Source organism: uncultured Rothia sp., from assembly GCF_963555405.1.
In the GTDB taxonomy this organism is placed as follows: domain Bacteria; phylum Actinomycetota; class Actinomycetes; order Actinomycetales; family Micrococcaceae; genus Rothia.
In genome coordinates, this window is record NZ_CAUVVO010000012.1 from 26,949 (window position 1) to 49,458 (window position 22,510).

16 protein-coding genes and 1 tRNA gene are annotated in these 22,510 nt (G+C 57.2%); 14 read left to right on the forward strand and 3 right to left on the reverse strand.

Features of this window, described 5'->3' with window-relative positions; translation table 11 throughout:
- Nucleotides 1-90 precede the first annotated feature (90 nt).
- The gene (locus RWL87_RS07865; protein ID WP_044150883.1) at nt 91-714 is read right to left on the reverse strand and encodes a superoxide dismutase; all 624 of its coding nucleotides are present in this window, start codon (nt 712-714) and stop codon (nt 91-93) included.
- A 1,444-nt stretch (nt 715-2,158) separates the two neighbouring features.
- On the opposite strand from RWL87_RS07865, the gene RWL87_RS07870 reads away from it, so the two are divergent.
- The 14 genes from RWL87_RS07870 (at nt 2,159) to pknB (ending at nt 21,490) form a co-directional block, all read left to right on the forward strand.
- On the forward strand, nt 2,159-2,710 hold the full coding sequence (locus tag RWL87_RS07870) for a MarR family winged helix-turn-helix transcriptional regulator (protein ID WP_313969495.1): 552 nt from the start codon (nt 2,159-2,161) through the stop codon (nt 2,708-2,710).
- Between the two features lie 549 nt (nt 2,711-3,259).
- The gene (locus RWL87_RS07875) at nt 3,260-3,784 is read left to right on the forward strand and encodes a ferritin (RefSeq protein WP_049333759.1); all 525 of its coding nucleotides are present in this window, start codon (nt 3,260-3,262) and stop codon (nt 3,782-3,784) included.
- Nucleotides 3,785-4,027: 243 nt separating this feature from the next.
- Nucleotides 4,028-5,380 (forward strand): Na+/H+ antiporter NhaA, encoded by a 1,353-nt coding sequence (gene nhaA / locus RWL87_RS07880; RefSeq protein ID WP_313969496.1) that lies wholly within the window; start codon nt 4,028-4,030, stop codon nt 5,378-5,380.
- Between the two features lie 51 nt (nt 5,381-5,431).
- Nucleotides 5,432-8,782 carry a bifunctional lysylphosphatidylglycerol synthetase/lysine--tRNA ligase LysX gene (gene lysX / locus RWL87_RS07885; protein WP_313969497.1) on the forward strand — a complete coding sequence of 1,117 codons (3,351 nt, stop codon included), beginning with the start codon at nt 5,432-5,434 and terminating at the stop codon, nt 8,780-8,782.
- Between the two features lie 336 nt (nt 8,783-9,118).
- A complete protein-coding gene (locus tag RWL87_RS07890; protein WP_313969498.1) occupies nt 9,119-10,681 on the forward strand; it encodes an alanine/glycine:cation symporter family protein in 1,563 nt (520 codons plus the stop codon).
- Nucleotides 10,682-10,881: 200 nt separating this feature from the next.
- On the forward strand, nt 10,882-11,169 hold the full coding sequence (locus RWL87_RS07895; RefSeq protein WP_313969499.1) for a PLDc N-terminal domain-containing protein: 288 nt from the start codon (nt 10,882-10,884) through the stop codon (nt 11,167-11,169).
- 140 nt (nt 11,170-11,309) lie between these two features.
- Nucleotides 11,310-11,396 (forward strand) — tRNA-Leu (locus RWL87_RS07900).
- 228 nt (nt 11,397-11,624) lie between these two features.
- Entirely contained in the window at nt 11,625-12,488 is an 864-nt protein-coding gene (locus RWL87_RS07905) for an FhaA domain-containing protein (RefSeq protein WP_311469286.1), read from the forward strand.
- A complete protein-coding gene (locus RWL87_RS07910) occupies nt 12,488-12,952 on the forward strand; it encodes an FHA domain-containing protein (RefSeq protein WP_313969500.1) in 465 nt (154 codons plus the stop codon). The genes RWL87_RS07905 and RWL87_RS07910 overlap by 1 nt, the downstream gene beginning before the upstream one ends.
- A gap of 3 nt (nt 12,953-12,955) precedes the next feature.
- Nucleotides 12,956-14,725 (forward strand): protein phosphatase 2C domain-containing protein, encoded by a 1,770-nt coding sequence (locus RWL87_RS07915; protein WP_313969501.1) that lies wholly within the window; start codon nt 12,956-12,958, stop codon nt 14,723-14,725.
- A complete protein-coding gene (locus tag RWL87_RS07920) occupies nt 14,718-16,178 on the forward strand; it encodes an FtsW/RodA/SpoVE family cell cycle protein (protein WP_313969502.1) in 1,461 nt (486 codons plus the stop codon). The genes RWL87_RS07915 and RWL87_RS07920 overlap by 8 nt, the downstream gene beginning before the upstream one ends.
- Nucleotides 16,171-17,610, forward strand: coding sequence for a penicillin-binding protein 2 (locus RWL87_RS07925; RefSeq protein ID WP_313969503.1), 1,440 nt, complete (start codon nt 16,171-16,173; stop codon nt 17,608-17,610). The genes RWL87_RS07920 and RWL87_RS07925 overlap by 8 nt, the downstream gene beginning before the upstream one ends.
- Entirely contained in the window at nt 17,607-19,364 is a 1,758-nt protein-coding gene (locus RWL87_RS07930; protein ID WP_313969504.1) for a protein kinase domain-containing protein, read from the forward strand. The genes RWL87_RS07925 and RWL87_RS07930 overlap by 4 nt, the downstream gene beginning before the upstream one ends.
- A 47-nt stretch (nt 19,365-19,411) precedes the next feature.
- A complete protein-coding gene (pknB, locus tag RWL87_RS07935) occupies nt 19,412-21,490 on the forward strand; it encodes a Stk1 family PASTA domain-containing Ser/Thr kinase (protein WP_313969505.1) in 2,079 nt (692 codons plus the stop codon).
- A 197-nt stretch (nt 21,491-21,687) separates the two neighbouring features.
- Here the strand turns inward: pknB and RWL87_RS07940 are convergent, their stop codons facing one another.
- Nucleotides 21,688-22,320: an aminodeoxychorismate/anthranilate synthase component II gene (locus RWL87_RS07940; protein WP_219100276.1), complete on the reverse strand. Its 633-nt coding sequence runs from the start codon at nt 22,318-22,320 to the stop codon at nt 21,688-21,690.
- A gap of 15 nt (nt 22,321-22,335) precedes the next feature.
- Entirely contained in the window at nt 22,336-22,497 is a 162-nt protein-coding gene (locus RWL87_RS07945) for a hypothetical protein (RefSeq protein WP_005507386.1), read from the reverse strand.
- Between the last annotated feature and the right edge of the window lie 13 nt (nt 22,498-22,510).

Consider the following 22,510-nt stretch of genomic DNA (forward strand, 5'->3'; position numbering starts at 1 on the left):
GGGTGCCCGGCACCTCCGAATATGGAGGCGCCGGGCACCCGTTTCAGTTATCTCACCGCGGCTACGTCACCGCGCTGGCGAAAACTTAGATTAGAGGACCAGGCCCTTGGTCTGGGACACTGCGCGCTCGAAGCGAGCCTGAACGTCAGCCCAGTTCACAATGTTCCAGAATGCCTTGACGTAGTCGCCCTTGACGTTCTGGTAGTCCAGGTAGAATGCGTGCTCCCACATGTCCAGCTGCAGAACGGGGATCAGTGCAACGGAGATGTTGCCCTGCTGATCGTAGAGCTGCTCGATGATGAGGCGCTTGCCAACGGTGTCCCATGCGAGGATTGCCCAGCCGGAGCCCTGAATGGTCAGTGCAACGTTGGTGAAGTGCTCGCGGAACTTGTCGAAGGAGCCGAAGAACTCGTCGATTGCTGCTGCCAGCTCGCCGGTGGGCTTGTCGCCACCCTCGGGGGACAGGTTGTTCCAGAAGATGGAGTGGTTGGTGTGACCACCCAGGTTGAATGCCAGGTCCTTGGAGAGCTTGGAGACGTTGCCGTATGCACCGTTCTCGCGTGCCTCTTCGAGCTGCTCGAGAGCTGCGTTAGCGCCTGCAACGTATGCTGCGTGGTGCTTGTCGTGGTGCAGCTCCATGATCTTTGCGGAGATGTGGGGCTCGAGCGCCGCGTAGTCGTAGGGGAGCTCGGGGAGAGTGTACTTTTCAGCCATGATGATGCCTTTCATTAGAAAACTTGGCTCGTATTAAAGATTACCAGCGTAGCGTTTACTTTACTTTTCACGAATTGGGGAGCGTCACATTTATGTAAGACCACGCTCGAGCCTGTGGATTTTAGGCAGAGACTTTTCCCCACAACTGTGGATAACCCTGTGTATCAACAGGATTTTCAGGCTCGGTGCCCTATTCTGCATTGAAATACCTGGGTATGCACTCATGTGAATAACAGTGCTGTAAGTTCTCCACACTGTGGAAAACCCCTGTGGATAACACCTCTTACTGGGGATGCGCGGGGGATAATCCGCCACTTTTTCTGCTCTCCTCCGCGGCTTTTTCCTTCTATGAGCCAAAATATTGGGCCGTAATAGCGGCACCTAGCGACAGCGTAGCCCCTCTATACGGTGGAGGCGGTGGATTAAGTGCACAGGGTTATCCACAGGTATGGAAATTCTTGAGTTCCGCGGATTTAAAGGTGAAAAGACCTTCTGTTTAAGAACTTCCTCTCGGTTTTAACGCCCGCAGAAGCCTGTAATTACAAGAATTTCCCTGCGGCAGCCTCATTTTTAACGCTCAGCGAGCTCGATACCGCCTCCATAAAATCACACGCGTGTAAGTTCTCCACACTGTGGATAACCCCTGTGGATAACCATTTCGGCACGATGCGGCACAGCAATAGTGCAGCCGCACGGTACAGATGGGCACACCACCTCATACGCCCCTCCCCTAGCTCGTATCACACCTTTGCTGGCGCCCATATGAGGGCAAAGAAAAAGAGCATCCGCCGCGGGATGCTCTTGGAGTGAGTTGATAGAGATTCGAGTTAAAAAGATACGGTACGGAATGCAGCCCAACCACGAACTGCATCCGCACCGCACATCCGTCGGTAGAAATACGAGTTACTCGTACACCGACGACAATCACCGATAAATAGAGAGTCGAACCTATCGAAGCGAGCTTCCGGTCTCGCCTCGGAGGCTTCCTTCGACCCCGTTATGTAATTAGTGTACACGGTTTCATTACGGTTGCAAAGCCAAAACCGAGATTTTTTTAAAATTTTTGTTATCGTTTCGTTATTTTTCACCCTTGGCAACCTCTTTGCACCCCTCAGAATTTTCATCACACCCCCTAAAACCCTTGATATTCCGCGGAACTTGGCTCGGCACACGAGTATGCCTCTTGGTACGTTCTCATCTATACTTGTACCGGAAATCTTTTAATGTATGTTGTAAATCACCCCTCTATCCGGGGTATTTGCAGTCACTGCGTGCAAAAAGATGACCCTAGCACCCCTCAAAAAATTAGCACTAAAGTGTCAAGCATTACTTGACCGTACCAATTTTGAGTTTCAGGTAAGACCTTTCGCTACAATGGGTGCCAACACACCGCATCTCCCCTTAATAAGGGAGCTCCATATCCGATAAAAGAGGAACCAATCCCGTGTCCACACCAACCACGTCTGCGCAGCGGTCTGAAAACACCGCACACAGCGAACCCGTCCAGTGGCTCAGCCCGCAGGAACGAGAAGGCTGGCTCTTTATCAGCTCCATCATCTTCAGCCTCACCCGCAAGCTGGAAAACCAGCTGCAGAGCGAAGCTGGTATTAGTTTTGTTGAATACATGGTGCTCGCGATGCTATCCGAGTCCGAGGATCATTCCCTCACCATGACCGAGCTGGCGATTACCACCAACACCCTGCCCGCACGCCTCTCTCGCGTCGTCGCGCGTCTAGAGAAGGATGGCTACGTCCGTCGCTCTCTCAGTGCAGAAGACCGCCGCGTCAGCATCTGTCATCTGCTCCCCGCAGGCGAGCAGAAGGTGCAGGAGGTGGCACCCGGCCACGTTAACGAAGTGCGCCGCCAGATTTTCGACCACCTGACTACCCAGCAGGTTGAGAACCTTGCAGAGATTGGTGAGGCCATCCTGGGGAGCACCCCTTCGAATGTCATCTCAATTGATGCACTCAAGCGTGGGGACTACCCCACTCAATAACCTCCTCCACCCGTCTCGTGGGTGAGAGTTGAGAGAACAAGAGATAAGGCACATTCCTCCGGCGGGGACTGTGCCTTATCTCTTTAACACCGTCTTTTAACACCTCGCCAATGCCTCAATGCCTCGCCCGCAAGAAGGTGTCTGAGCTGCATTGCATCGGCTTGAAGGGCGTCACGGAAGACCCCGTATTGTTACATGCAAAAAAATTTTTAAAATTTTTACGGCTTCTTACCCCGCGCCGAAGCACCAAGGTATCAAGTGATACCGCCTCCGGCATAGTGCGTGTTTGAGGGATATTGAGGGGGTGAACGACCCGTTAAACCGCGAAATATCAAGGAAACACACCTAATACCACCCAAACCAAAGGGTATATTCAGGTCACCCACACTAAGGGTAGTGGTGACAATATGTCAGGATTACCTCATCTACCCCACCGATTAGCCTTTTCTCTCTGTACACGACCCACTGCACACCGTACGATAAACATCAACAGGTTGCACCGCGCCATCCGGCGCCTACGAAGCAATCACCATATAAGGAGAAACCACAATGTCTAAGTCTTTCTACGACCTTCTGAACGAGCAGATCGGCCACGAGTTCGCAGCATCTCACCAGTACCTGTCCATGGCTATCTGGCTCGACGGCGAAGACCTGCCCCAGCTGGCTAAGTTCTTCTACCGCCAGTCCCTCGAGGAGCGCGAGCACGCACTCATGATGGTTCAGTACAAGCTGGACCGCGGCCACAAGGTTGAGATCCCCGCTGTTCCCGCCGTCAAGAACGACTTCGAGAACGTCCAGGAAATCGTTGACATGTCCCTGGCACAGGAGAAGGTTGTCACCGGCCAGATCGAGGCACTGTTCTCCGCAGCACGCGCTGAGAACTACGCACTGGGCGAGCAGTTCATCCTCTGGTTCCTGAAGGAACAGGTTGAGGAAGTTGCAACCATGGAGACCCTCGTAACCGTTGTAAAGCGCGCAAACGGCAACCTCTTCGACCTGGAGAACTACGTTGCACGCGAGCTGGGCGACGACCACGGTCAGGAGTCCGGCGCACCCGCAATCGCAGGCGCATAATCTCATATTCGTGCGACTAGGCCCCTAGTCGAACCCGCAGAATACCTGCAGAATATTTAACGTTCCGCCCTCCCCGCACACCGCGGCGAGGGCGGAACGTTTATGCATTTAACACCTGAAAACTCACCACTGTGCACCGTCCAGGAGCTAAAAGCCGCCAGCGGATACTCGAATACTCATACAGCGCAGAGTAAACTTAAAAACCTTAGATGCCGCGTAATACCACGGCAGAAAGAGGAGAGAATGACTCACACCAACCCAGATACCCTCAGCCGCGGCTCCTATAGCAACTCACGCCGCGTAGCCGACATTCTGCGTGCCGAATCCGTCGGCGGTACCGTGCTTCTGATTGCGACGGTGCTGGCAGTAGTACTCGCCAACACCCCCGCCTCCAGCTTCTACTTTGGTCTGCGAGACACCGTTGTTGGCCCGGTCATCCCCGGTTTCAACCACCTGCAGATGAGCATCGGCACCTGGGCGGCAGACGGTCTGCTCGTCGTTTTCTTCTTCCTCACCGGCCTGGAGCTGAAGAAGGAATTCGTGATTGGTGACCTCAAGTCGCCCTCCACCGCTATTGTGCCGATTGCGGCTGCCTTCGGTGGTGTTGCGGTGCCTGCAATTATCTACACGGCACTGAACTTCACCAGCCCCACCGCTCTGCACGGTTGGGCTATCCCCACCGCAACCGATATTGCGTTTGCGGTGTCCGTTCTTGCTGCCGTGGGTACTTTCCTCCCCTCGGCAATGCGCGTCTTCCTACTGACCCTGGCTGTGGTCGACGACCTCATCGCAATCTGCATTATCGCGATTTTCTATACCAATAACTTCCATGGCGAGTACCTGCTCTTCGCGCTGATTCCCCTCGCCCTGTTCGCGTTCATCGCGTACCGAGGCGAGACCATGCTGCACCTGAAGCCTCTCGCCGCATGGGTTCTGCTGCTGCCCCTGGGCATCATCACCTGGGCGCTCTTCCTCGAATCCGGTATTCACGCCACTATTTCCGGTGTGGTTCTCGGCTTCCTGGTGCCCGTGAAGATGACCGCACGCTCCGAGGCAGCGCACGCAGAGCACGGCCTGGCAGAGGTGCTGGAGCACCGCTTCCGCCCCCTCTCTACCGGCATCTGCGTGCCCATCTTCGCGTTCTTCAGCGCGGGTGTGGCTGTAGGCGGCTTTGAAGGCCTCGGACGCGCCCTCACCGACTCTGTAGCGGTCGGCATTATGGTTGCGCTGGTTGCCGGTAAGACCATCGGTATTTTCGGTACCACCTGGCTCGTGACCCGCTTCAAGAACGCTAACCTCGACCCGGACGTCGCCTGGATTGACGTGGTCGGCCTGGCTGCAACCGGCGGTATCGGCTTCACCGTGTCCCTGCTGGTGGCTGAGCTGTCCTTCCCGCACGGCTCTCCGCACACCGAAGATGCCAAGATTGCAATTCTTTTCGGCTCTGTGCTCGCCGCAATTGTTGGTGCCATCATCCTTTCACGCCGTAACAAGCACTACCGTGCCCTGGCTGAGAAGGAAAGCGTGGACGCTGACGACAACGGCATCCCCGATATCTTCGAGGGCACCTACCGTGACCCGAAGGCTGAAGCCTAGCAAGAACTCCTAAGGTCTAGTACCTTCCTACACCCCGATCCTCCGCTGATAATGATGTCTCACCGCACTACCTCACGTCGCCGTACAGCACGAGCAGGGCAGGCGCCCGCGCCTCCCTCAAGGTATGCAGAGATATCAGCACGCGTGGTGATCGGGGTGTATTCTTTTGCCGCGCTTCTGACCACGTTCGCGTGGATTATTTCTCCTCTGCGGCACGGTCGCGGCTTCACTTGGTGGGAAGTCACCGCCGACCTGCTGAATATTCCCTCCACGCACACGCTGCCCAGCGCCATCACGATGATTGTGATGGTTTCCGGGCTGATTGTGCGCAAGCGCGCTGCCCTCATTGCCGCCATCGTTTTTCAGGTGCTGGGTGCGCTACTTGCGACCCATAGCGCCTTCACGCTGGTGTTCCCTGAGGGAATCATGCATAAGGACCGTATTTTCTCCTCGACGGTCGATACGCTCTCCATCGTGTTTGCGTGCGTGCTGGTGCCGTTCCTCTTCTCGATTCGTTCGGCGTTCCCGGCGCGTATTGGTCGCCTCTCGTGGGCGGGTGCGGCTGCAACGGCGGCTGGCGGTATTCTGCTGACTACGCTGGTGCTCTGGTACCTGTGCCGTATTGGTGTGTGGGAGCCGCTGCGTTCCATCACCCCGTGGGAGCTGCTGATGCACGGCATGGGTATTGAGCGTACCCATCCTGGCGTGTGGGCTGCCGATGTAGTGGGTTTCTTGGCGTCTTTTGGCTACGGTGCTTCGCTGGTTGCGGCACTGTACCTGTTGGCGCGCGGTTACCGCGCCCTGGACGCGTGGACCGGCGAGAAGGAATTGAAGATTCGCGCCCTGCTGCAGCAGTACGGTGCCAATGATTCGCTCTCCTATTTCGCGACGCGTCGCGATAAGCAGGTGGTTTTCTCTCCGGATCAGAGGGCGGCGATTACGTACCGTTCGGTTGGTTCGGTGTGTTTGGCGTCGAGTGACCCGGTGGGTGACCCGGATTCGTGGGATGCCGCGATTGAGCAGTGGATGTTGCAGGCGCGCAGCTACGGCTGGGTTCCTGCGGCTCTGAGCGTGAGCGAGGCGGGCGCCCGCGCCTACAACCGTGCGGGTCTGTCGATTATTCAGATGGGTGAGGAGGCGGTCCTAGAGGCGGACCGTTTCACGCTCAATGACACGTCGATGCTACCGGTGCGTCAGGCGGTTCAGCGTGTGCGTCGCGGCGGGTACACGGCGCAGATGCGTCGCTTTGCGGAGCTGGATGAGCAGCAGCGTCAGCAGGTTGCAGAGAATATTTCGGCGTGGCGTCATGGGCGTGTGGAGCGCGGCTTCTCGATGGCTCTGAACCGTGTGAATGATCCGGCGGATTCTTCGTCTGTTCTGGTGTCGGCTCATGATGAGGCTGGTCAGATGGTGGCTCTGCTGTCGTTTGTTCCGTGGGGTCCGACCGGTCTGTCTCTGGACGTTATGCGCCGCTCTCCCGAGGCACCTAATGGTGTGGTGGAGTTTATGGTTGCGTCGCTGATGGAGCAGGCGGCGTCGCTGGGTGTGCGTCGGGTGTCGCTGAATTTTGCGATGTTTGGCCATATTTTTGAGGCTGCCGATCAGGTGGGCGCTTCGGCATGGAACCGTTTCGCTTCCCGCTCTTTGGGCGTGCTGGATCGTTTTCTGCAGTTGCGCCGTCTGTATCGTTTCAATCTGAAGTTTGCCCCGCTTTGGGTTCCTCGTTTTTTGGCGACGGAGCCGACTTTGGCGATGGTGAATGTGGTGGTTGCTGCGGGTATGGCGGAGGGCTTTTTGCCGAATCTGTCGGCTCGCCGTTTGCAGGATCAGGAGCAGGTTCTTTCTGCCGATGAGTTGGAGACTCTTCGCCAGTTGCAGGTATCTGCTGTAGAAGAGCTTCCTGAGGTGTCGCGTAGTGATCAGACTCAGCATCGTCTGCGTCATTTGGAGGCGCTGCGTTCGGCGGGTATGGAGCCGTATCCGCTGGGTGGTGAGATACGCAGTAATAGTGCGCCTATTCTAGGCGTGAAGGATGCTCTGCGTATATTCTCTTCTGAAAATATTCCTAATTCAGAATTTATTGTTTCGGGGCGTATTCGCGCGCTTCGCAACCATGGTGGAGTCCTCTTCGCAACCCTGATTGAAGGCGGCGAAACCCTGCAGGTCGTCATGGAACGAGCCCTGGTGGGCGAGCACCTACTGAGCCTTGCCTCCCGCGACCTGGACACCGGTGACATCATCACTGTGCAGGGTACTTACGGGGCGAGCCGCAACGGCACCCCTTCGTTGATTGCTTCCTCGTGGCGCATGGCGTCGAAGAGCCTGCACCCCATCCCCTTTGATTCGTTTACCGACCCGGAGGCGCGTCTGCGTCGCCGCTCCACGGACCTGTTGGTGCATCCGGATCAGATGCAGAATCTGCGCCTGCGTACCGCGGTGATTAAGGCGCTACGTGCACGCCTGGATGGGGAGGGTTTCCTTGAGGTGGAGACCCCGATTCTGCATACGGTGCACGGTGGTGCGAGCGCGCGCCCGTTCCGCACGTATATCAATGCGTACGGTGAGGATTTGACGCTGCGTATTGCGCCGGAGCTGTATCTGAAGCGTCTGGTGGTGGGCGGTAGCGGTCCGGTATATGAGTTGGGTCGTGATTTCCGTAATGAGGGTGCTGATGCAACCCATAATCCGGAGTTCACGGTGCTTGAGGCATACCGCCCGTTCGCGGATTATGTGCAGATGCGCGAGTTGACGGAGCGCCTGATTAAGGATGCCGCACAGTCGGTGTTTGGTTCGGTATCTTTGCCGCTGGGCCATATGGCTTCGAGCGAGCGCGTTGTGCGTGATGTGTCGGGTCCGTGGCGTGTGGTGTCGGTGTGTGATGCCCTGTCGGAGGCGCTGGGTCGCCGCGTGGATGTGCAGACGGATTTTGAGGAGTTGCTGGCTTTGGCGCAGCAGCACGGTGTGCGTGTTCATGAGGGTATGGGTCCGGGCGCAATCGTTGAGGAGCTGTATGGTGAGCTGGTTGAGGCACATACGGTGGAGCCGACGTTCTATACGGATTTCCCGGCGGAGACGAGTCCGCTTGCGGCGCCGCATCGCAGTGTTCCGGGGTTGGCGGAGCGTTGGGATTTGGTGATTAACGGCATGGAGATGGGCTGCGCTTATTCGGAGCTGGCGGATCCGTTGGTGCAGCGTGAGCGTTTGACGGAGCAGTCGTTGAAGGCGACTTCGGGTGATCTGGAGGCGATGGAGGTGGATGAGGATTTCCTCTACGCCTTGGAGACGGGTATGCCGCCGACGGGTGGTTTGGGTCTGGGCGTGGATCGCTTGGTGATGCTGTTGGCTCAGACGCAGATTCGTGGGGTGTTGTCGTTCCCGTTTGTGAAGCCTGAACGTTCATAACCCAACCGATACCTCCGCTTATTTACTGTGCCCGGTGCGAGGTTTTGTGCCTTGCGCCGGGCTCTTCACGCCCGTCCCGTCCGTATCGGCAACACCCGCACGGAGCCTATATTTACTCTGCCCGTATATTAAGTATTCGTTACATTTTGGTTTGGTCCCCTTTTTTAAGTTGCCGAGCGGGGGTTGCACCCGACACAATGGGGTGACTAATCATGCGGAGTGTGTTTGGCTCCGCTGCGCGGCATGAGTCCGCATCACCCAGCAATGTAGCCCACACGTTGTCCGCCTTCCGGGTTTGAGCGTGCGGGCTTTTTGCTTTCAAGATTGGAGTACCGAGTGGATTTTCTTCTGAATATCATCGGGGACATTAATGAGCAGACTGCGGGACTGACTTCCTCCGTGGATGCTGTGCAGAACTGGATGTGGAGCAACTTCCTCTACTACGCTCTGATTGCGGCTGGTCTGTACATTACGATCCGTACCCGCGGCGTGCAGTGGCGCTCCATTAAGGAAATGGTTCGTGTCCTGGGTGACCCGGTTGCTCGTGAGGCTGATGGTAAGAAGAGCATTTCTTCGTTCCGTGCGTTTACTGTTTCGGCTGCTTCTCGTGTGGGCACCGGTACTGTTGCGGGTGTTGCTTTGGCTATTGCTATGGGCGGCCCGGGTGCTGTGTTCTGGATGTGGGTTATTGCTGCTGTTGGTGCGGCGTCCGCTTTTGCGGAGTCCCTTCTGGGTCAGCTGTACAAGGAGCGCGGTAAGGATTCCTATATTGGTGGTCCGGCGTACTACATGAAGCGCGGCCTGAATGCTCCGTGGATGGGTTACATCTTCGTGGCGTTCATTGTGGTCACTTACGCATTTGTGTTTGTGGCGGTTCAGACGAATGCTGTGGTGGATGCTGCGGCGAACTCGTTCAATATTGATGTTTCGGGTACTAACTCGATGGGCTTCCGCATCACTATTGGTCTGATTATGGTGGCGCTGACTGCGGCTATTATTTTCGGTGGTATTCGCGCGATTTCTTCGGTGACTGAGTGGCTGGTGCCGATTATGGCGGTGCTGTATCTGCTGCTGGGCCTGCTGGTTGTTCTGCTGAACATCACTGAGGTTCCGAACATGCTACTGATGATTTTCCAGGGTGCTTTCGGCATTAAGGAGTTCGTGACCGGCGGTACCATGGGTGCCGTGATTTGGGGTATGAAGCGTGGCCTGCTGACTAATGAGGCGGGTATGGGTACCGCTCCGAACGCTGGTGCGACCGCTACTATTTCTCACCCGGCTAAGCAGGGTTACGTGCAGACTTTGGGTGTTTACTTTGACACCATGATGGCGTGTACTGTGACTGCGTTTATTGTTCTGCTGTCGAACCCGACTTATGGTGATCGTTCTCGTGGTGCGTCGCTGACTCAGTCGGCGCTGGCTATGCAGCTGGGCGATTGGGCGGTTCACTTCCTGACTATCGCGATTTTCATGTTTGCGTTCTCGACTGTGATTGGTAACTACTACTACGGCGAGTCGAATATGCGTTTCGTGACTGAGCGTAAGCTGCCGATGAATATTTTCCGTGCGCTGGTTCTCGTGTTTGTGTTCTTCGGCGCGATTTCTTCGCTGGATCTGGTGTGGACTACCGCGGATATGTTGAATGCCGGCATGGTGATTGTGAACTTGACGGCGGTTCTGTTGATGACTCCGCAGGTTGTTGCGGTGTTGAAGAACTATGAGGCTCAGCGTAAGGCTGGTTTGGAGCCGATTTTCAAGGCTTCGGATATGCCTGAGTTGAAGAATCTTGCGGCGTGGGATGGTACTGATGCGGTGACTACCCGTGAGTTCTGGGCTGAGTATGATGCGAAGGCTGCTGAGCGTCGTGCCGCGAAGAAGGCTAAGAAGGTTAGCCGCTAGTTTGTGAGCCGCGCGCAAGATTGCGTGTAAGGCATTGTTGGAGGGTCCGTCCTGCTGTGTGCGGGGCGGGCCCTTTTGCGTGTCCGAGGCGCGTATTGGGCAGCCCGTCAGCGGTAGGCTCTGAACGCCTCCTTGGACTACCCTGAGGGCTTGTGAGCTCCTCCGGGTCTGTATCCTTAGGGAGGATATTAGGAGGGTTTATGGATTGGCATGCCGTACTGGAGCTGGTGGTCACGGTTGTTTTTCTGGCGGGTATTGCGTTGGCGTTGCTGTGCCTGGTAACGATTCACCGGAACCCGCATTTTTCGGAGGTGCAGAAGCTAAAGTGGCTTCTGCTGGTGCTGTGTCTGCCGTATGTGGGTCCGGTGACGTGGTTGTTGCGTGCGCGTCTGGAACGCATTGATCGGGAGCGTACTGAGCAGGAACGCGGAGCGCAGGCTTCTGCGGCTACTTCCGATACGGCAGCTTCCGAGGAGGGCGGCTGGTAACGGCTCGGAGGCTCTTCCTGAGCCCACCACCACCTCCACATAGCACAAGTAACGAAGGTCACACTCTCTCAATTGGACAGCGCCGCGTGCAGTCCGTATAGTTTTATGTGTTGCCTGCGGTGATACACCGTAAGACACATGCGCGAGTGGCGGAATAGGCAGACGCGCACGGTTCAGGTCCGTGTGCCCGTGAGGGCGTGGGGGTTCAACTCCCCCCTCGCGCACCAACGATCCCCGGTTCGAAAGAACCGGGGATTTTTTCATATCCATAACCAATCCCCCGCTAAATGACGGGGTTCCAGAGCGATGGCGAGTGCATCACCTAAAATAGAATCGGGTGTGTTCATTCACAGGACACACAGCTAACGCACAGACACGCTCGTTAAACTGAGCCTTTCGGATAAAGACCGTTTACGCGGTCTGTTGCTCGGAATGGTCGTTGAGAAGGAGGCGGCATGAAGTTTTTCGACAAGCTGGGCAAGCTGGAGCAAGGCATCGGTCGCACTGTCGGCCTTTCCAAGGGCTTCGGCACCTTTGCGAAGGCGGATGTTGCTAACCGCGTCCGCATCATGATGGATGACGAGTCCTACGTGGACGGTAGCGGTCGCACCATGGCTCCTAATGTCTACACTCTCCGTTTCGCGCCGGTCGATTTCCCGCGCGTACGCGAGTGGGGTAACCCGTTCGCTGTTGAGCTGTGCGATCTGGCGATTTCGCACGCCCGCGCGCAGGGTTACACCCTCATTGGCGCGGTTCGCGTGACCTTCAACGTTCTTGATTCTCTCTCTGAGGGCGAGTTTGAGGTTGTTGCGACTTTCGAGCCGTTCTCTGTGCCGGAGGCTCCGGCGTCCCCGTCTCTGCGCGGTGCTACTAACTACGCGCCGGTGCGTCCGCCGCGTGAGTCTTCTTTGCCGACCCGCATTACGAAGCCCGCTGCTCAGCCGGCGCAGCCTGTTCAGCCTGCGCCTCAGCAGGTTCCTGCGGCGCGCCCGAACATGCCTGTAGCACCCCCGGCAACGGCTGCACCGCGTTTCTTCTTGGAGATTGAGGGTCGCATGCACCCGGTGAACCACCTGCCGTTTGTGCTGGGTCGCGGTTCTGATGCTGATCTTCGTCTGGATGATAAGGGCGTTTCTCGCCGTCACCTGCAGCTTACGATGCAGGGTGGTGCGGTGGTCGCCTCCGATATGGGTTCTACTAACGGCACGTTGATTAATGGTGCGCCTCTGCGTGCGCCGGTGGTGCTGGCGAACGGTTCGCTGCTTCGCATGGGTAATACCCGCATCATCTTCCATAGTTCGACCGGAGGTGTCCGTTAATGGCATCTGAATTGACCGTTACTATCCTTCGTTACGCTTTTCTGGCTCTGATTTGGTTCTTTGTTTTCCTGGTGGTTTCGGCGGCTCGCCGTGACCTGGGTTTGGGCAAGAACTATCGTGCAGCACCGGTTGATGCGATTCCGGAGGCTACCCACATTGCGCCTCCGCCGACTCGCCCTTCGCAGCTTGTGATTACTGCGGGTGCGCAGGCTGGCGCCATGATGCAGCTGGGCGACCAGCCGATTACTATTGGCCGCGCTAATGACATTGAGGTGTCCCTGCAGGATGATTACGCCTCGGGCCGCCATGCGCGCCTGTTCCCTCAGGGTTCCCGTTGGTTCCTGGAGGATTTGAATTCTACTAATGGTACGTTCGTCAATGGCGAGCGTCTGACTCGTGCGACCCCGATTGAGCCCGGTGATGATTTCCGCGTTGGCGGTACCACCATGCAGTTGAGGGGCTAGTGTATGAAGATTGCTTTTCGTTTTGAGGCCCGCTCTGATACGGGTCTGAAACGCTCGAAGAATGATGACTCCGGCTATGGTGGTCGTTTCCTTGCTGTCGTTGCTGACGGCATGGGCGGCCACGTGGGCGGCGATGTCGCGTCGGCTACGACGGTTCTGAACCTGACTCCGCTTGATCACCCTGATTTTGAGGATGGTACCGGCGGCGTTTACCTGGCTGATGAGATTCAGAGCGCGAACCTGATTATCAATGAGCTGGCGGCGAATGATCCGCAGCTGGCGGGTATGGGTACGACCTGTACTGCCCTGCTGATTGACGGTGACTGCATTGAGCTGGCTCATATTGGTGACTCGCGTGCGTACCGTCTGCGCCCGGGTGCTGATGGCGAGTTTGAGCAGATTTCTACTGACCATACGTTTGTGCAGCGCCTACTCAATGAGGGTCGTATTACCCCGCAGGAGGCGGAGAACCACCCGCATAAGAACGTGATTATGCGCGTTCTGGGTGATGTTGACGCGTCCCCCGAGCTGGAGTTGAAGACTCTGGACGCCGTTCCCGGCGAGCGCTGGGTACTCTCTTCGGACGGTTTGGATGCTGTGGTGTCCCTGCCGGAGATTGAGCAGGTGATGCGTTCTACCGATGACCTGTCTGAAATTGCTGACACCCTCATTGCGATGACTTTGGAGCGTGGCGCTCCGGATAACGTGACGGTTGTGTCTCTGCAGGTGATTGACCGTGAGGTTCTGCCGGTGGATGAGCCGGTGGGTCCTTCGAGTCTGCCTGAGTCTGCTCTGCCTGATTCGATTGTGGCGGAGCAGGAGGTCAGCACGAACACTCAGAAGCTTCCCGAGGTTGCTGCCACGGCTGAGGCTGCTGAGGCTCTTTTGGGTGCGCACCATGATGAGGACTCTGATGAGCATCATCGTCGGTCGTTGCGCCGTTTCCGTCGTGCCCGTGACTTCTCTGGCACCCTGTTGCACAGCGGTTCTGGGGCGGTGCGTCACCATATCGGTACGTACGATAACGCCGTGGATGCGGCTCTTACGAACGCTGCGATTCTGCGTAGTGAGTTGGGTTCCCGCCCGCATCAGCTGGTTGGTGCTGCTTCGGTGGCTACTGAGACCGGCATGATTCCGGCGGTGACTTCTCGTACCCTGGAGCATCGTGCGACGGTGGCTCAGCGTGTGCCGTTGAAGGTTGAGTCTGATGAGGCGGCCCTGCCGGCTGAGCTGGAGGAGCTGATCGCTGAGGACACTGAGGAGCGTTCGCGTCCGCGATCGTGGCCGATTCGCTTGTTCATTACTCTGCTGGTTGCGGCTGTTTTGACGTTGGCTGCATGGACCGGTCTGCGCTATGTGGAGCGTAGCTACTATGTGGGTGAGAGTGACGGCACGGTTGCGGTGTATAACGGTATTCCGCATGCGTTGGGCCCGATTCGCCTTTCTCACGTGGTGGAGAATACCGATATTCCTACGAGTGAGCTGAGCGATCATACGCGTTCTTTGTTGCGTAATGCGATTACGGCGAAGGACCTGGATGATGCGCACCAGATTGTGTCTCGTTTGAAGACTCAGGCGGATCAGACGCGTGAGAAGGCTGAGCAGGCCGCTGCTTCTGCTTCCGCCTCTGCCTCGGCTTCCGCTTCCCCGAGCTCTGTGGCTCCCAGTGAGGCTCCGACCTCTGGGGCACCGGGCTCTGATTCGGCGTCCCCGGCTCCTGAGCAGGCTTCTTCGGAGGCTCCTGCTGCAGTAGGCGGTGAGAACAATGGCTAAGTTCTCGTTCCGTCGTGAGTCGGAAGCGCCTCGTGCACGCCGTTTCACGGAGCTTTTCCTGCTGGTTTTGGCGGTGGGTATCAGCTCGTTCGGTATGTATCTGATTGATCCGGAGCATGCTTTTGATACGTCGAAGAGCCAGTGGCTGCCGTGCACGGTGGTGCTGGGTGCCGGTGCTCTTCTGATTCACCTGGTCATGCAGTTCCGTGCGCGTTATGCTGATCCGTTTATTCTGCCGCTCGTGGTGGCGTTGAACGGTATTGGTTTGACCATGATTTATCGTCTGGATCCGCAGATTGCGGCTCCGGTGGGTGATGGTCAGCTGATGTGGACCGGCGTGTCTATGGTGCTGTGCGCGATTATCGTGTTCGTGCTCAGGGATTACCGTCTGCTGCGTAAGGTCACGTACACCTCGCTGGTGCTGTCGATGGTTCTGCTCATCATGCCGCTGGTTCCGGGTCTGGGTATGGAGCTCAATGGTGCTCGTATTTGGATTCATATCGGTAACCGCACGTTCCAGCCGGGTGAGGTCGCGAAGATTACTTTGGCGATTTTCTTCGCCGGCTATTTGGCGACGCACCGCGACCTGATTCTGGTGGCTGGCCGCCGTATTGGTCCGATTAATCTGCCGCGTCTGCGTGATTTGGCGCCGGTGTTCTTGGCGTGGATTGTGAGCCTGGGTGTTCTGGTGTTCCAGAAGGACCTTGGTTCGGCAATCATGTTCTTTGGTCTGTTCATGGCGATGCTGTACCTGTCGACCGGTCGTATTTCGTGGCTGGTGGTTGCGGGTATCGGTATGGCTGTGGGTGGCTATTTCGCGTACCACTATGTCTCGCACGTGCATGCCCGCATTTATGCGTGGGTGCACGCTTTTGATCCGGAGATTTACCAGGCGTCTCCTGGCGGTTCGGGTCAGATTCTGCAGGGCGTTTTTGGTCTGGCTTACGGCGGTCTTTTTGGCCGCGGTTGGGGTCAGGGCCGCGCGAACCTCGTCCCGTACGCTAACTCGGACATGATTATTTCCTCGTTGGGTGAGGAGCTGGGCCTGGTGGGCCTGGGTGCGATCCTGATGATGTTCATGCTCCTGGTCTCGCGCGGTTACCGTGCGGCGTTGGGTACTCGTGATGGTTTCGGTAAGCTGCTGGCTGCCGGCCTGTCTACGGTCATGGTTCTGCAGCTGTTCGTGGTGATTGGCGGCGTGACTCGCTTGATTCCGCTGACTGGTCTGACGACTCCTTTCATGTCTGCCGGTGGCTCCTCGTTGGTGGCTAACTGGATTATTGTGGCGCTGTGGCTGTCGATTTCTCATAGTGCCCGCGCACCTCACCTGGTGGCTGGTTACGATGCTCCGCAGGGTATTGACCATGCGGACACTAGCTACGAGCCGGAGGGTGCTACTAGCGTTCTGGCGCGTATTACGGCTAAGGATTCTGGAGGTGAGAAGAATGGATAGGGCTATTCGCCGCATGTGGATGTCTGCCGCGTGCGTGTTTGTCCTGCTGATGGGTACCCTCAGCTATATTCAGTTCTTCGATTCGAAGACGCTGATGAATAATCAGTGGAATTCTCGAGCACTCTACGACAATTACGGTTCGGCACGTGGTTCGATTGTGGTTGACGGTACGGAGATTGCTTCGTCGGTGAAGTCCGATGATGAGTACAACTACCAGCGTGTGTATAACCACCCGCTCAAGTATGCGGCTCTGACGGGTTATTTCTCCACGATTTATGGCGCGACCGGCCTGGAGGCTGCTCTCGATAAGGAGCTTGCGGGCACGAGCGATAGCCAGTTCTACGACCGTGTGGCGCAGCTGTTTAGCGGTTCTTCCGCGCAGGGCGCTAGCGTGGAGCTGACCATCAATTCGAAGCTTCAGGACATTGCCTACAACGCGCTGCAGGGCCGTAAGGGTGCTGTGGTGGCGTTGAACCCGAAGACCGGTGAGATTCTGGCGATGGCTTCTTCGCCGTCCTATGATCCGAATCTTCTGTCGTCTCATACGAGCTCTTCGGTTTTGGCGAATTACCAGGCGCTGACTTCTGACGAGGACAGCCCCCTGTTTAACCGTGCGATTGCGGGTAACACCTATTCGCCGGGTTCGCCCTTCAAGATTATTGATGCGGTGGCGGCGCTGGAATCCGGCAAGTACAACGCATCCTCGGTCATTCCGAACCCCGCGCAGTTGCCGCTGCCTGGCACGAACATTACCCTGCCGAACTATACGGGCGGTCAGTGTTCGACCCGCACTCAGGCGACGATTGAGTGGGCTTTGGCTCAGTCCTGTAATACGCCGTTTGCGCAGATTGCAATGGATCTGGGTCAGGAGCGTATCGCGAAGACCGCTGAGAATTTTGGTTACGGCCAGGATTTGAAGATTCCTTTGACGGTTTCTAAGTCGTCTTTCCCGTCGAATCTGACGCAGAGCCAGCTGGCTCAGTCGGCGATTGGTCAGTACGACGTGAAGACCACTCCGCTGCAGGTGGCGATGACTTCTGCGGCGATTGCAAATGGCGGCGTGCAGATGAAGCCGAACCTGATTCGTTCGGTGAAGACCAGCAACCTGAGCACTTTGCAGGAGTTCTCTCCTGAGAAGCTGCGTACGTCCACTAGCCCTGAAATTGCTAACCAGGTGAAGCAGTGGATGGTGAATGCGGTTGATAATGGTATTGCACGTAATGCTGGTGTCTCCGGTGTTAAGGTGGCGGGTAAGACCGGTACCGCGGAGACCACGGCAGGTTTGAATAATTCTTGGTTTACCGGTTTCGCGCCGGCTGATGATCCTCAGATTGCGATTGCTGTGGTTTATGAGGATATTGACGCGGCGACCGGTGCCCAGTTGGCAACCAGTACTAGTAAGCAACTCTTTGAGGCGGTGTTGAACAAGTGAGGCCTGCGGCTGATATCACTTTGGGCGGGCGCTACACCCTAACCGAACGTATCGCGATTGGCGGTATGGGCGAGGTGTGGAAAGCTCGCGACAAGGTGCTTGGGCGCATCGTTGCGGTCAAGATCCTCAAGGAGGAGTACACCGGTGACCCGGGCTTCTTGGAGCGTTTCCGTGCTGAGGCCCGTAATACGGCGCTGTTGAACCACCCCGGCGTAGCGAATGTTTTCGACTACGGCGAGGAGGACAACTCGGCGTACCTGGTCATGGAGCTGGTTCCGGGTAACCCGCTATCGAGCATCATTGAGCATGAGACTACCCTGCCGCCCGATCGTATTCTGAACTTCATTGCTCAGACGGCTCGTGCGTTGGCTGCGGCTCATTCGCAGGGTCTGGTGCATCGTGACGTGAAGCCGGGTAACCTCATCATCACCCCGGATGACCGCGTGAAGGTGACCGATTTCGGTATTGCTCGTCTGGCTAATCAGGTGCCGTTGACGGCTACCGGACAGGTGATGGGTACTGCCCAGTATCTGGCGCCGGAGCAGGCGACCGGTCAGGCGGCTACCGCCTCGTCGGATATGTACTCGTTGGGCATTATTGGTTATGAGTGCCTGGTGGGTCGTCGTCCGTTTACGGGTGAGTCGCAGATTGCGATTGCATTGGCTCAGGTGAATGATCCGCCGCCGCCGCTTCCGGAGACCATTCCGGCTCCTGCTCGTGCGCTGATTATGTGCCTGTTGGCGAAGGACCCGGCTCAGCGTCCTAAGGATGCGACCGCTCTGGCGTCTGCAGTGGATGCGATTCGTCGCCGCGACCTGAAGGCTGCGGTGAAGGCTGTTCCTTCTCTAGCTCAGTTCTTAGCTGAGGAGAATGCTGACGACGCTACTGTCGCGATGACCGCTATGGATGTTGCGGCTGAGCCGATTAGTGCTTCTGCTACTCCGCGTTTTGGTTCTGGTGGTCGTTTCTCGCCGGAGCCGACGACGGCGCCGATTCCTCGCACGAGTGAGCAGACGATGCGTCCGGCTTCGGGTCGCGTGAAGTCTACTCCTGCTCCTGCAGCGAAGCGTGGCCCGAACGTCTGGATGTGGGTTGCTCTGCTTCTGGCAATCGTGCTGATTGCTGGCGGTATTTGGACGGTTCTTTCCTCCAATAATGGTGGCGGTTCGTCTGATCCGGTTCCGAGCGCTTCTTCGTCTGTTGTTCCGACGAACACGGGTACCGTTTCGACGGTGGAGCCGACTGAGTCTGCTTCTGCCCGTGCCGCTAAGCAGAAGGTGACCGTCAACGCGATTAACTACGAGGGTCGCGAGCTGCAGGATGCGGTGAACGAGCTGAAGAACCTTGGCCTGTCCCCCAAGACTGAGGGTGTTGAGTCGACTCAGCCGGAGAACACGGTGATTTCGGTTTCTCCGACGGGTACTTTGGAGCAGGGTAATAGCGTGACTGTTCGCTATTCGACCGGTCCGAAGTCGGTGACTTTGCCCTCGAACCTTGAAGGTAAGAACGTTGACGAGGCGTCGAAGGCTGTTGCCGCTCTGGGTGTGAACGTTTCTCTGCATTATGAGAATTCGGACACTGCGGCCCCCGGTACGGTGCTTCGTACTACCCCCTCATCTGGCACCAAGGTCACGGTTGGTAGTAATGTAGACATGTATGTGGCCTCTTCCAGTTCGGGTAGGGGTTCGAGTGCGAGCGCTTCTGCTGCACCGTCTGCGTCGGCTTCTGCTTCCGCTTCTGCGTCGGCGCGTTAGCCCCTACGTTTTGATTTAGTTTTAGTCTTAGTGATCCAGGAGAACTTATGGACCTGTCGGTTCCCGACACGGTTGATAACCGTTACAAGGTACTCGAGGTAATCGGTACCGGTGCGATGGCAACCGTTTATGCTGCTGAGGATACTCGCCTCGGCCGCAAGGTTGCGCTTAAGATTCTGCGCCCGGAGCAGGCCCAGGACGATACGTTCCGCGCACGCTTTAAGCGTGAGGCGGAGGCTGTGGCGTCTCTGAACAATCCTGCGATTGTTGCTGTCTATGACACCGGTTCGTATAACCCCTCGCAGGATGGTGGGGAGGCTGCTTCTTCGGAAGAGGGCACCGCTATTCCTTATATCGTGATGGAATACGTGGAGGGTCATACTCTGCGTTCCATCCTGTCCCGTGGCGGCCACCTGCCGGTCCGTGATGCTTTGGGCTATTCCGAGCAGCTTCTGGGTGCTTTGCAGTACAGCCACTCGATGGGCATTATTCACCGCGATATTAAGCCGGCGAATATTATGGTGCTGGACCGTACCAGCGAGAATATCGCTAAGGGACAGCCCGGCCAGATTAAGGTCATGGATTTCGGTATTTCCCGTGCCATTGAGGAAGCTGGCGAGGCGCTGACCAAGGCTAACGTGGTGATGGGTAGCGCACGCTACATGTCTCCTGAGCAGGTGAGCGGCAAGGATGTTGACGCTCGTAGCGACCTGTATTCTGCTGCGTGCGTGATTTACGAGATGATTGCTGGTCGTTCTCCGTTCGATGCTGAGTCGAATGTTGACCTGGCGGCTAAGCACCTCTCTGACACTCCGGAGCCTCCGAGCAAGTTCACCCCGCTTGAGGTTCCGGCGGGTCTGGATGCTGTGATTCTGAAGGGTCTGGCGAAGAACCCGGATGAGCGTTATCAGAGCGCGGCTGAGTTCGCTCAGGCTCTGGTGTCGGTTGTTCGCCCGGGTGAAGAGACCGTGGTTCAGGATGCAGCGATGACTACTGCTTTTGTTCCTTCGGCGACTACCGCTTCCCTAGGTGAGGATTATGCCCCGTACACCACCTCGATTACTGAGGCTTCGGTGGAGGATGGTGGACTCAACGGCTTCTTCGACTATGAAGATGATGAGGAGCTGTACGACGATGAAGAGTACGCGGAGTACGATGAGTCTTCGCCGCGTAAGCGTGCGTGGGTTCGTTTCCTCGTGGGTACTCTGATTGCAGCTCTGCTGGTCTTCAGTGTCGGCTCGGTGCTGTACTACCAGAACAAGCTCAATGAGGTTCCGCAGGTTTCGGTTCCGGCTGTGGTGAATGTTTCCCGCGATGATGCCGATAACCAGCTACGTAACCTGGGCTTCGTGCTGGATTACCGTACGGCTTACTCTGACAACATCAAGAAGGGCGACGTGATCAGCGTCGAGCCGGGTGTTGGCTCGAAGGTTAACAAGGGTTCGACCGTGACTGTGACCGTTTCGAGTGGTCCGGAGAAGGTCAAGCTGCCGGATAACCTGCAGGGTCAGAGTGAGGCGTATGTCCGTAACGCTCTGAAGGACCTGGGTCTGGTGGATGGTCGTGTCTCCACTGTGGAGAGCGCTTCCGTGCCTGCGGGTATGGTTGTGGAGCTGTCCCCGGAGAAGGGCTCGACTGATGACAAGGGTGCTCAGACCGTTGAGGCTGGTAGCACCGTGAACATCGTCCTGTCTTCCGGTAAGGTGAAGGTCCCCTCGCTGGTGGGTCTGACCAAGGATCAGGCGATTGCTGCTCTGACTGCTCAGGATGTTCTGCTGAACACCAACATTGAGACCGTTCAGACCACTGAGCGTCCTGCGGGTACCGTCCTTTCGCAGAGCTCTGCGGCGGGTACTCTGGTGGCTCAGAACAGCACCGTGACGATTCGTGTGGCAGCTACTCCGACTCAGACGACCGCTCCGACTACTGCGGCTACTCAGCCGGCAGCGTCGACCGGTAACCAGAACTCTACTACTGGTAACCAGAACCAGCAGCGTTCTACCGCTTCGGCTACTCCGGCACCGGCTACGTCCGCTACTGCGGGTACCCGTACGATTCAGGGTACTAACGCGAATACCAATGCGGACAACGCAACTAATGCAAACGCTAACGCGAATGCCCGCTAAGGGGTTCTAGCGGTTAGCAAAAAAGGGGCGGCGCTCCACACCGTTGGGTGTGGGGTGCCGCCCCTTTTTGTGTACCTGGGTTCGGGTTAGGAAGTGTGCAGGGGTAAAGTTATCGCCTCCAGTTTCCCTGTAGCATGCCTGCTACGGGGCTTCTGGAGGCGATATAAGCCGTTGAGGGCTTCTAAGCTAGAAGTTTACTAGGCCATGAGGGGCGAGAGGCTCTTAGCGCGCTCTGCGGCTCCCTGCAGGCCGGTTTCTTCGAGCCAGTTGCCGAGCATGAGGTATCCGCTTTCGGTCAGGACCGATTCGGGGTGGAACTGCACGCCGTGCATGGGGGCCTCGCGGTGGCGCAGGCCCATGATGATGCCGTTGTCGGTAGTGGAGGTGGTTTCCAGGACCTCGGGCATGGTTTCGGGTACGACAGCCAGGGAGTGGTAGCGGGTCGCGGTGAAGGGGCAGGGCACGTCCTTGAACACGGAGACGTTCTCGTGCACGAGGCGGGAGGTCTTGCCGTGCATCAGCTCGGGGGCGTGGGTGACGGTGCCGCCGAATGCCTCCGCGATGGCCTGGTGACCGAGGCAGACGCCCAGCAGCGGCTTCTTCGCTTCGGCGGCCCAGCGGATGGTGTCGATGATGACGCCCGCCTCTGCGGGGGCACCGGGACCGGGAGAGACGAGCACGCCGTCGTGTTCTTCGGCGAGCTTGATGACGGTGTCGAGGTCGTATTCGTCGTTACGGATGACGGTGGTTTCGGCGCCGAGTTGCTGAATGTAGCCGACGAGGGTGAACACGAAGCTGTCGTAGTTGTCGATAACAAGGATGCGGGTCATGGCACGTCCTTAGCGCTAATGGTTGATGGTGACGTTCAGGTTGAAGGGGCCGTACTCTGCGAAGTGGGGGAAGACGAATTCCATGAGCAGGTAGACTACGGCGAGTATCAGCACGATGGCGATGATGATGCGAACCCACAGGGGGCCGGGGAGGTGGCGGAAAATCCATGCGTACATCTGCTTTTCCTCT

Bases quoted from the DNA above. Each gene is read 5' to 3' on its own strand.
- RWL87_RS07865 (WP_044150883.1), bottom strand. From the start codon at position 714: ATGGCTGAAAAGTACACTCTCCCCGAGCTCCCCTACGACTACGCGGCG.
- RWL87_RS07875 (WP_049333759.1), top strand. From the start codon at position 3,260: ATGTCTAAGTCTTTCTACGACCTTCTGAACGAGCAGATCGGCCACGAG.
- nhaA (WP_313969496.1), top strand. From the start codon at position 4,028: ATGACTCACACCAACCCAGATACCCTCAGCCGCGGCTCCTATAGCAAC.
- lysX (WP_313969497.1), top strand. From the start codon at position 5,432: ATGATGTCTCACCGCACTACCTCACGTCGCCGTACAGCACGAGCAGGG.
- RWL87_RS07895 (WP_313969499.1), top strand. From the start codon at position 10,882: ATGGATTGGCATGCCGTACTGGAGCTGGTGGTCACGGTTGTTTTTCTG.
- RWL87_RS07905 (WP_311469286.1), top strand. From the start codon at position 11,625: ATGAAGTTTTTCGACAAGCTGGGCAAGCTGGAGCAAGGCATCGGTCGC.
- RWL87_RS07910 (WP_313969500.1), top strand. From the start codon at position 12,488: ATGGCATCTGAATTGACCGTTACTATCCTTCGTTACGCTTTTCTGGCT.
- RWL87_RS07915 (WP_313969501.1), top strand. From the start codon at position 12,956: ATGAAGATTGCTTTTCGTTTTGAGGCCCGCTCTGATACGGGTCTGAAA.
- RWL87_RS07920 (WP_313969502.1), top strand. From the start codon at position 14,718: ATGGCTAAGTTCTCGTTCCGTCGTGAGTCGGAAGCGCCTCGTGCACGC.
- RWL87_RS07925 (WP_313969503.1), top strand. From the start codon at position 16,171: ATGGATAGGGCTATTCGCCGCATGTGGATGTCTGCCGCGTGCGTGTTT.
- pknB (WP_313969505.1), top strand. From the start codon at position 19,412: ATGGACCTGTCGGTTCCCGACACGGTTGATAACCGTTACAAGGTACTC.
- RWL87_RS07940 (WP_219100276.1), bottom strand. From the start codon at position 22,320: ATGACCCGCATCCTTGTTATCGACAACTACGACAGCTTCGTGTTCACC.
- RWL87_RS07945 (WP_005507386.1), bottom strand. From the start codon at position 22,497: ATGTACGCATGGATTTTCCGCCACCTCCCCGGCCCCCTGTGGGTTCGC.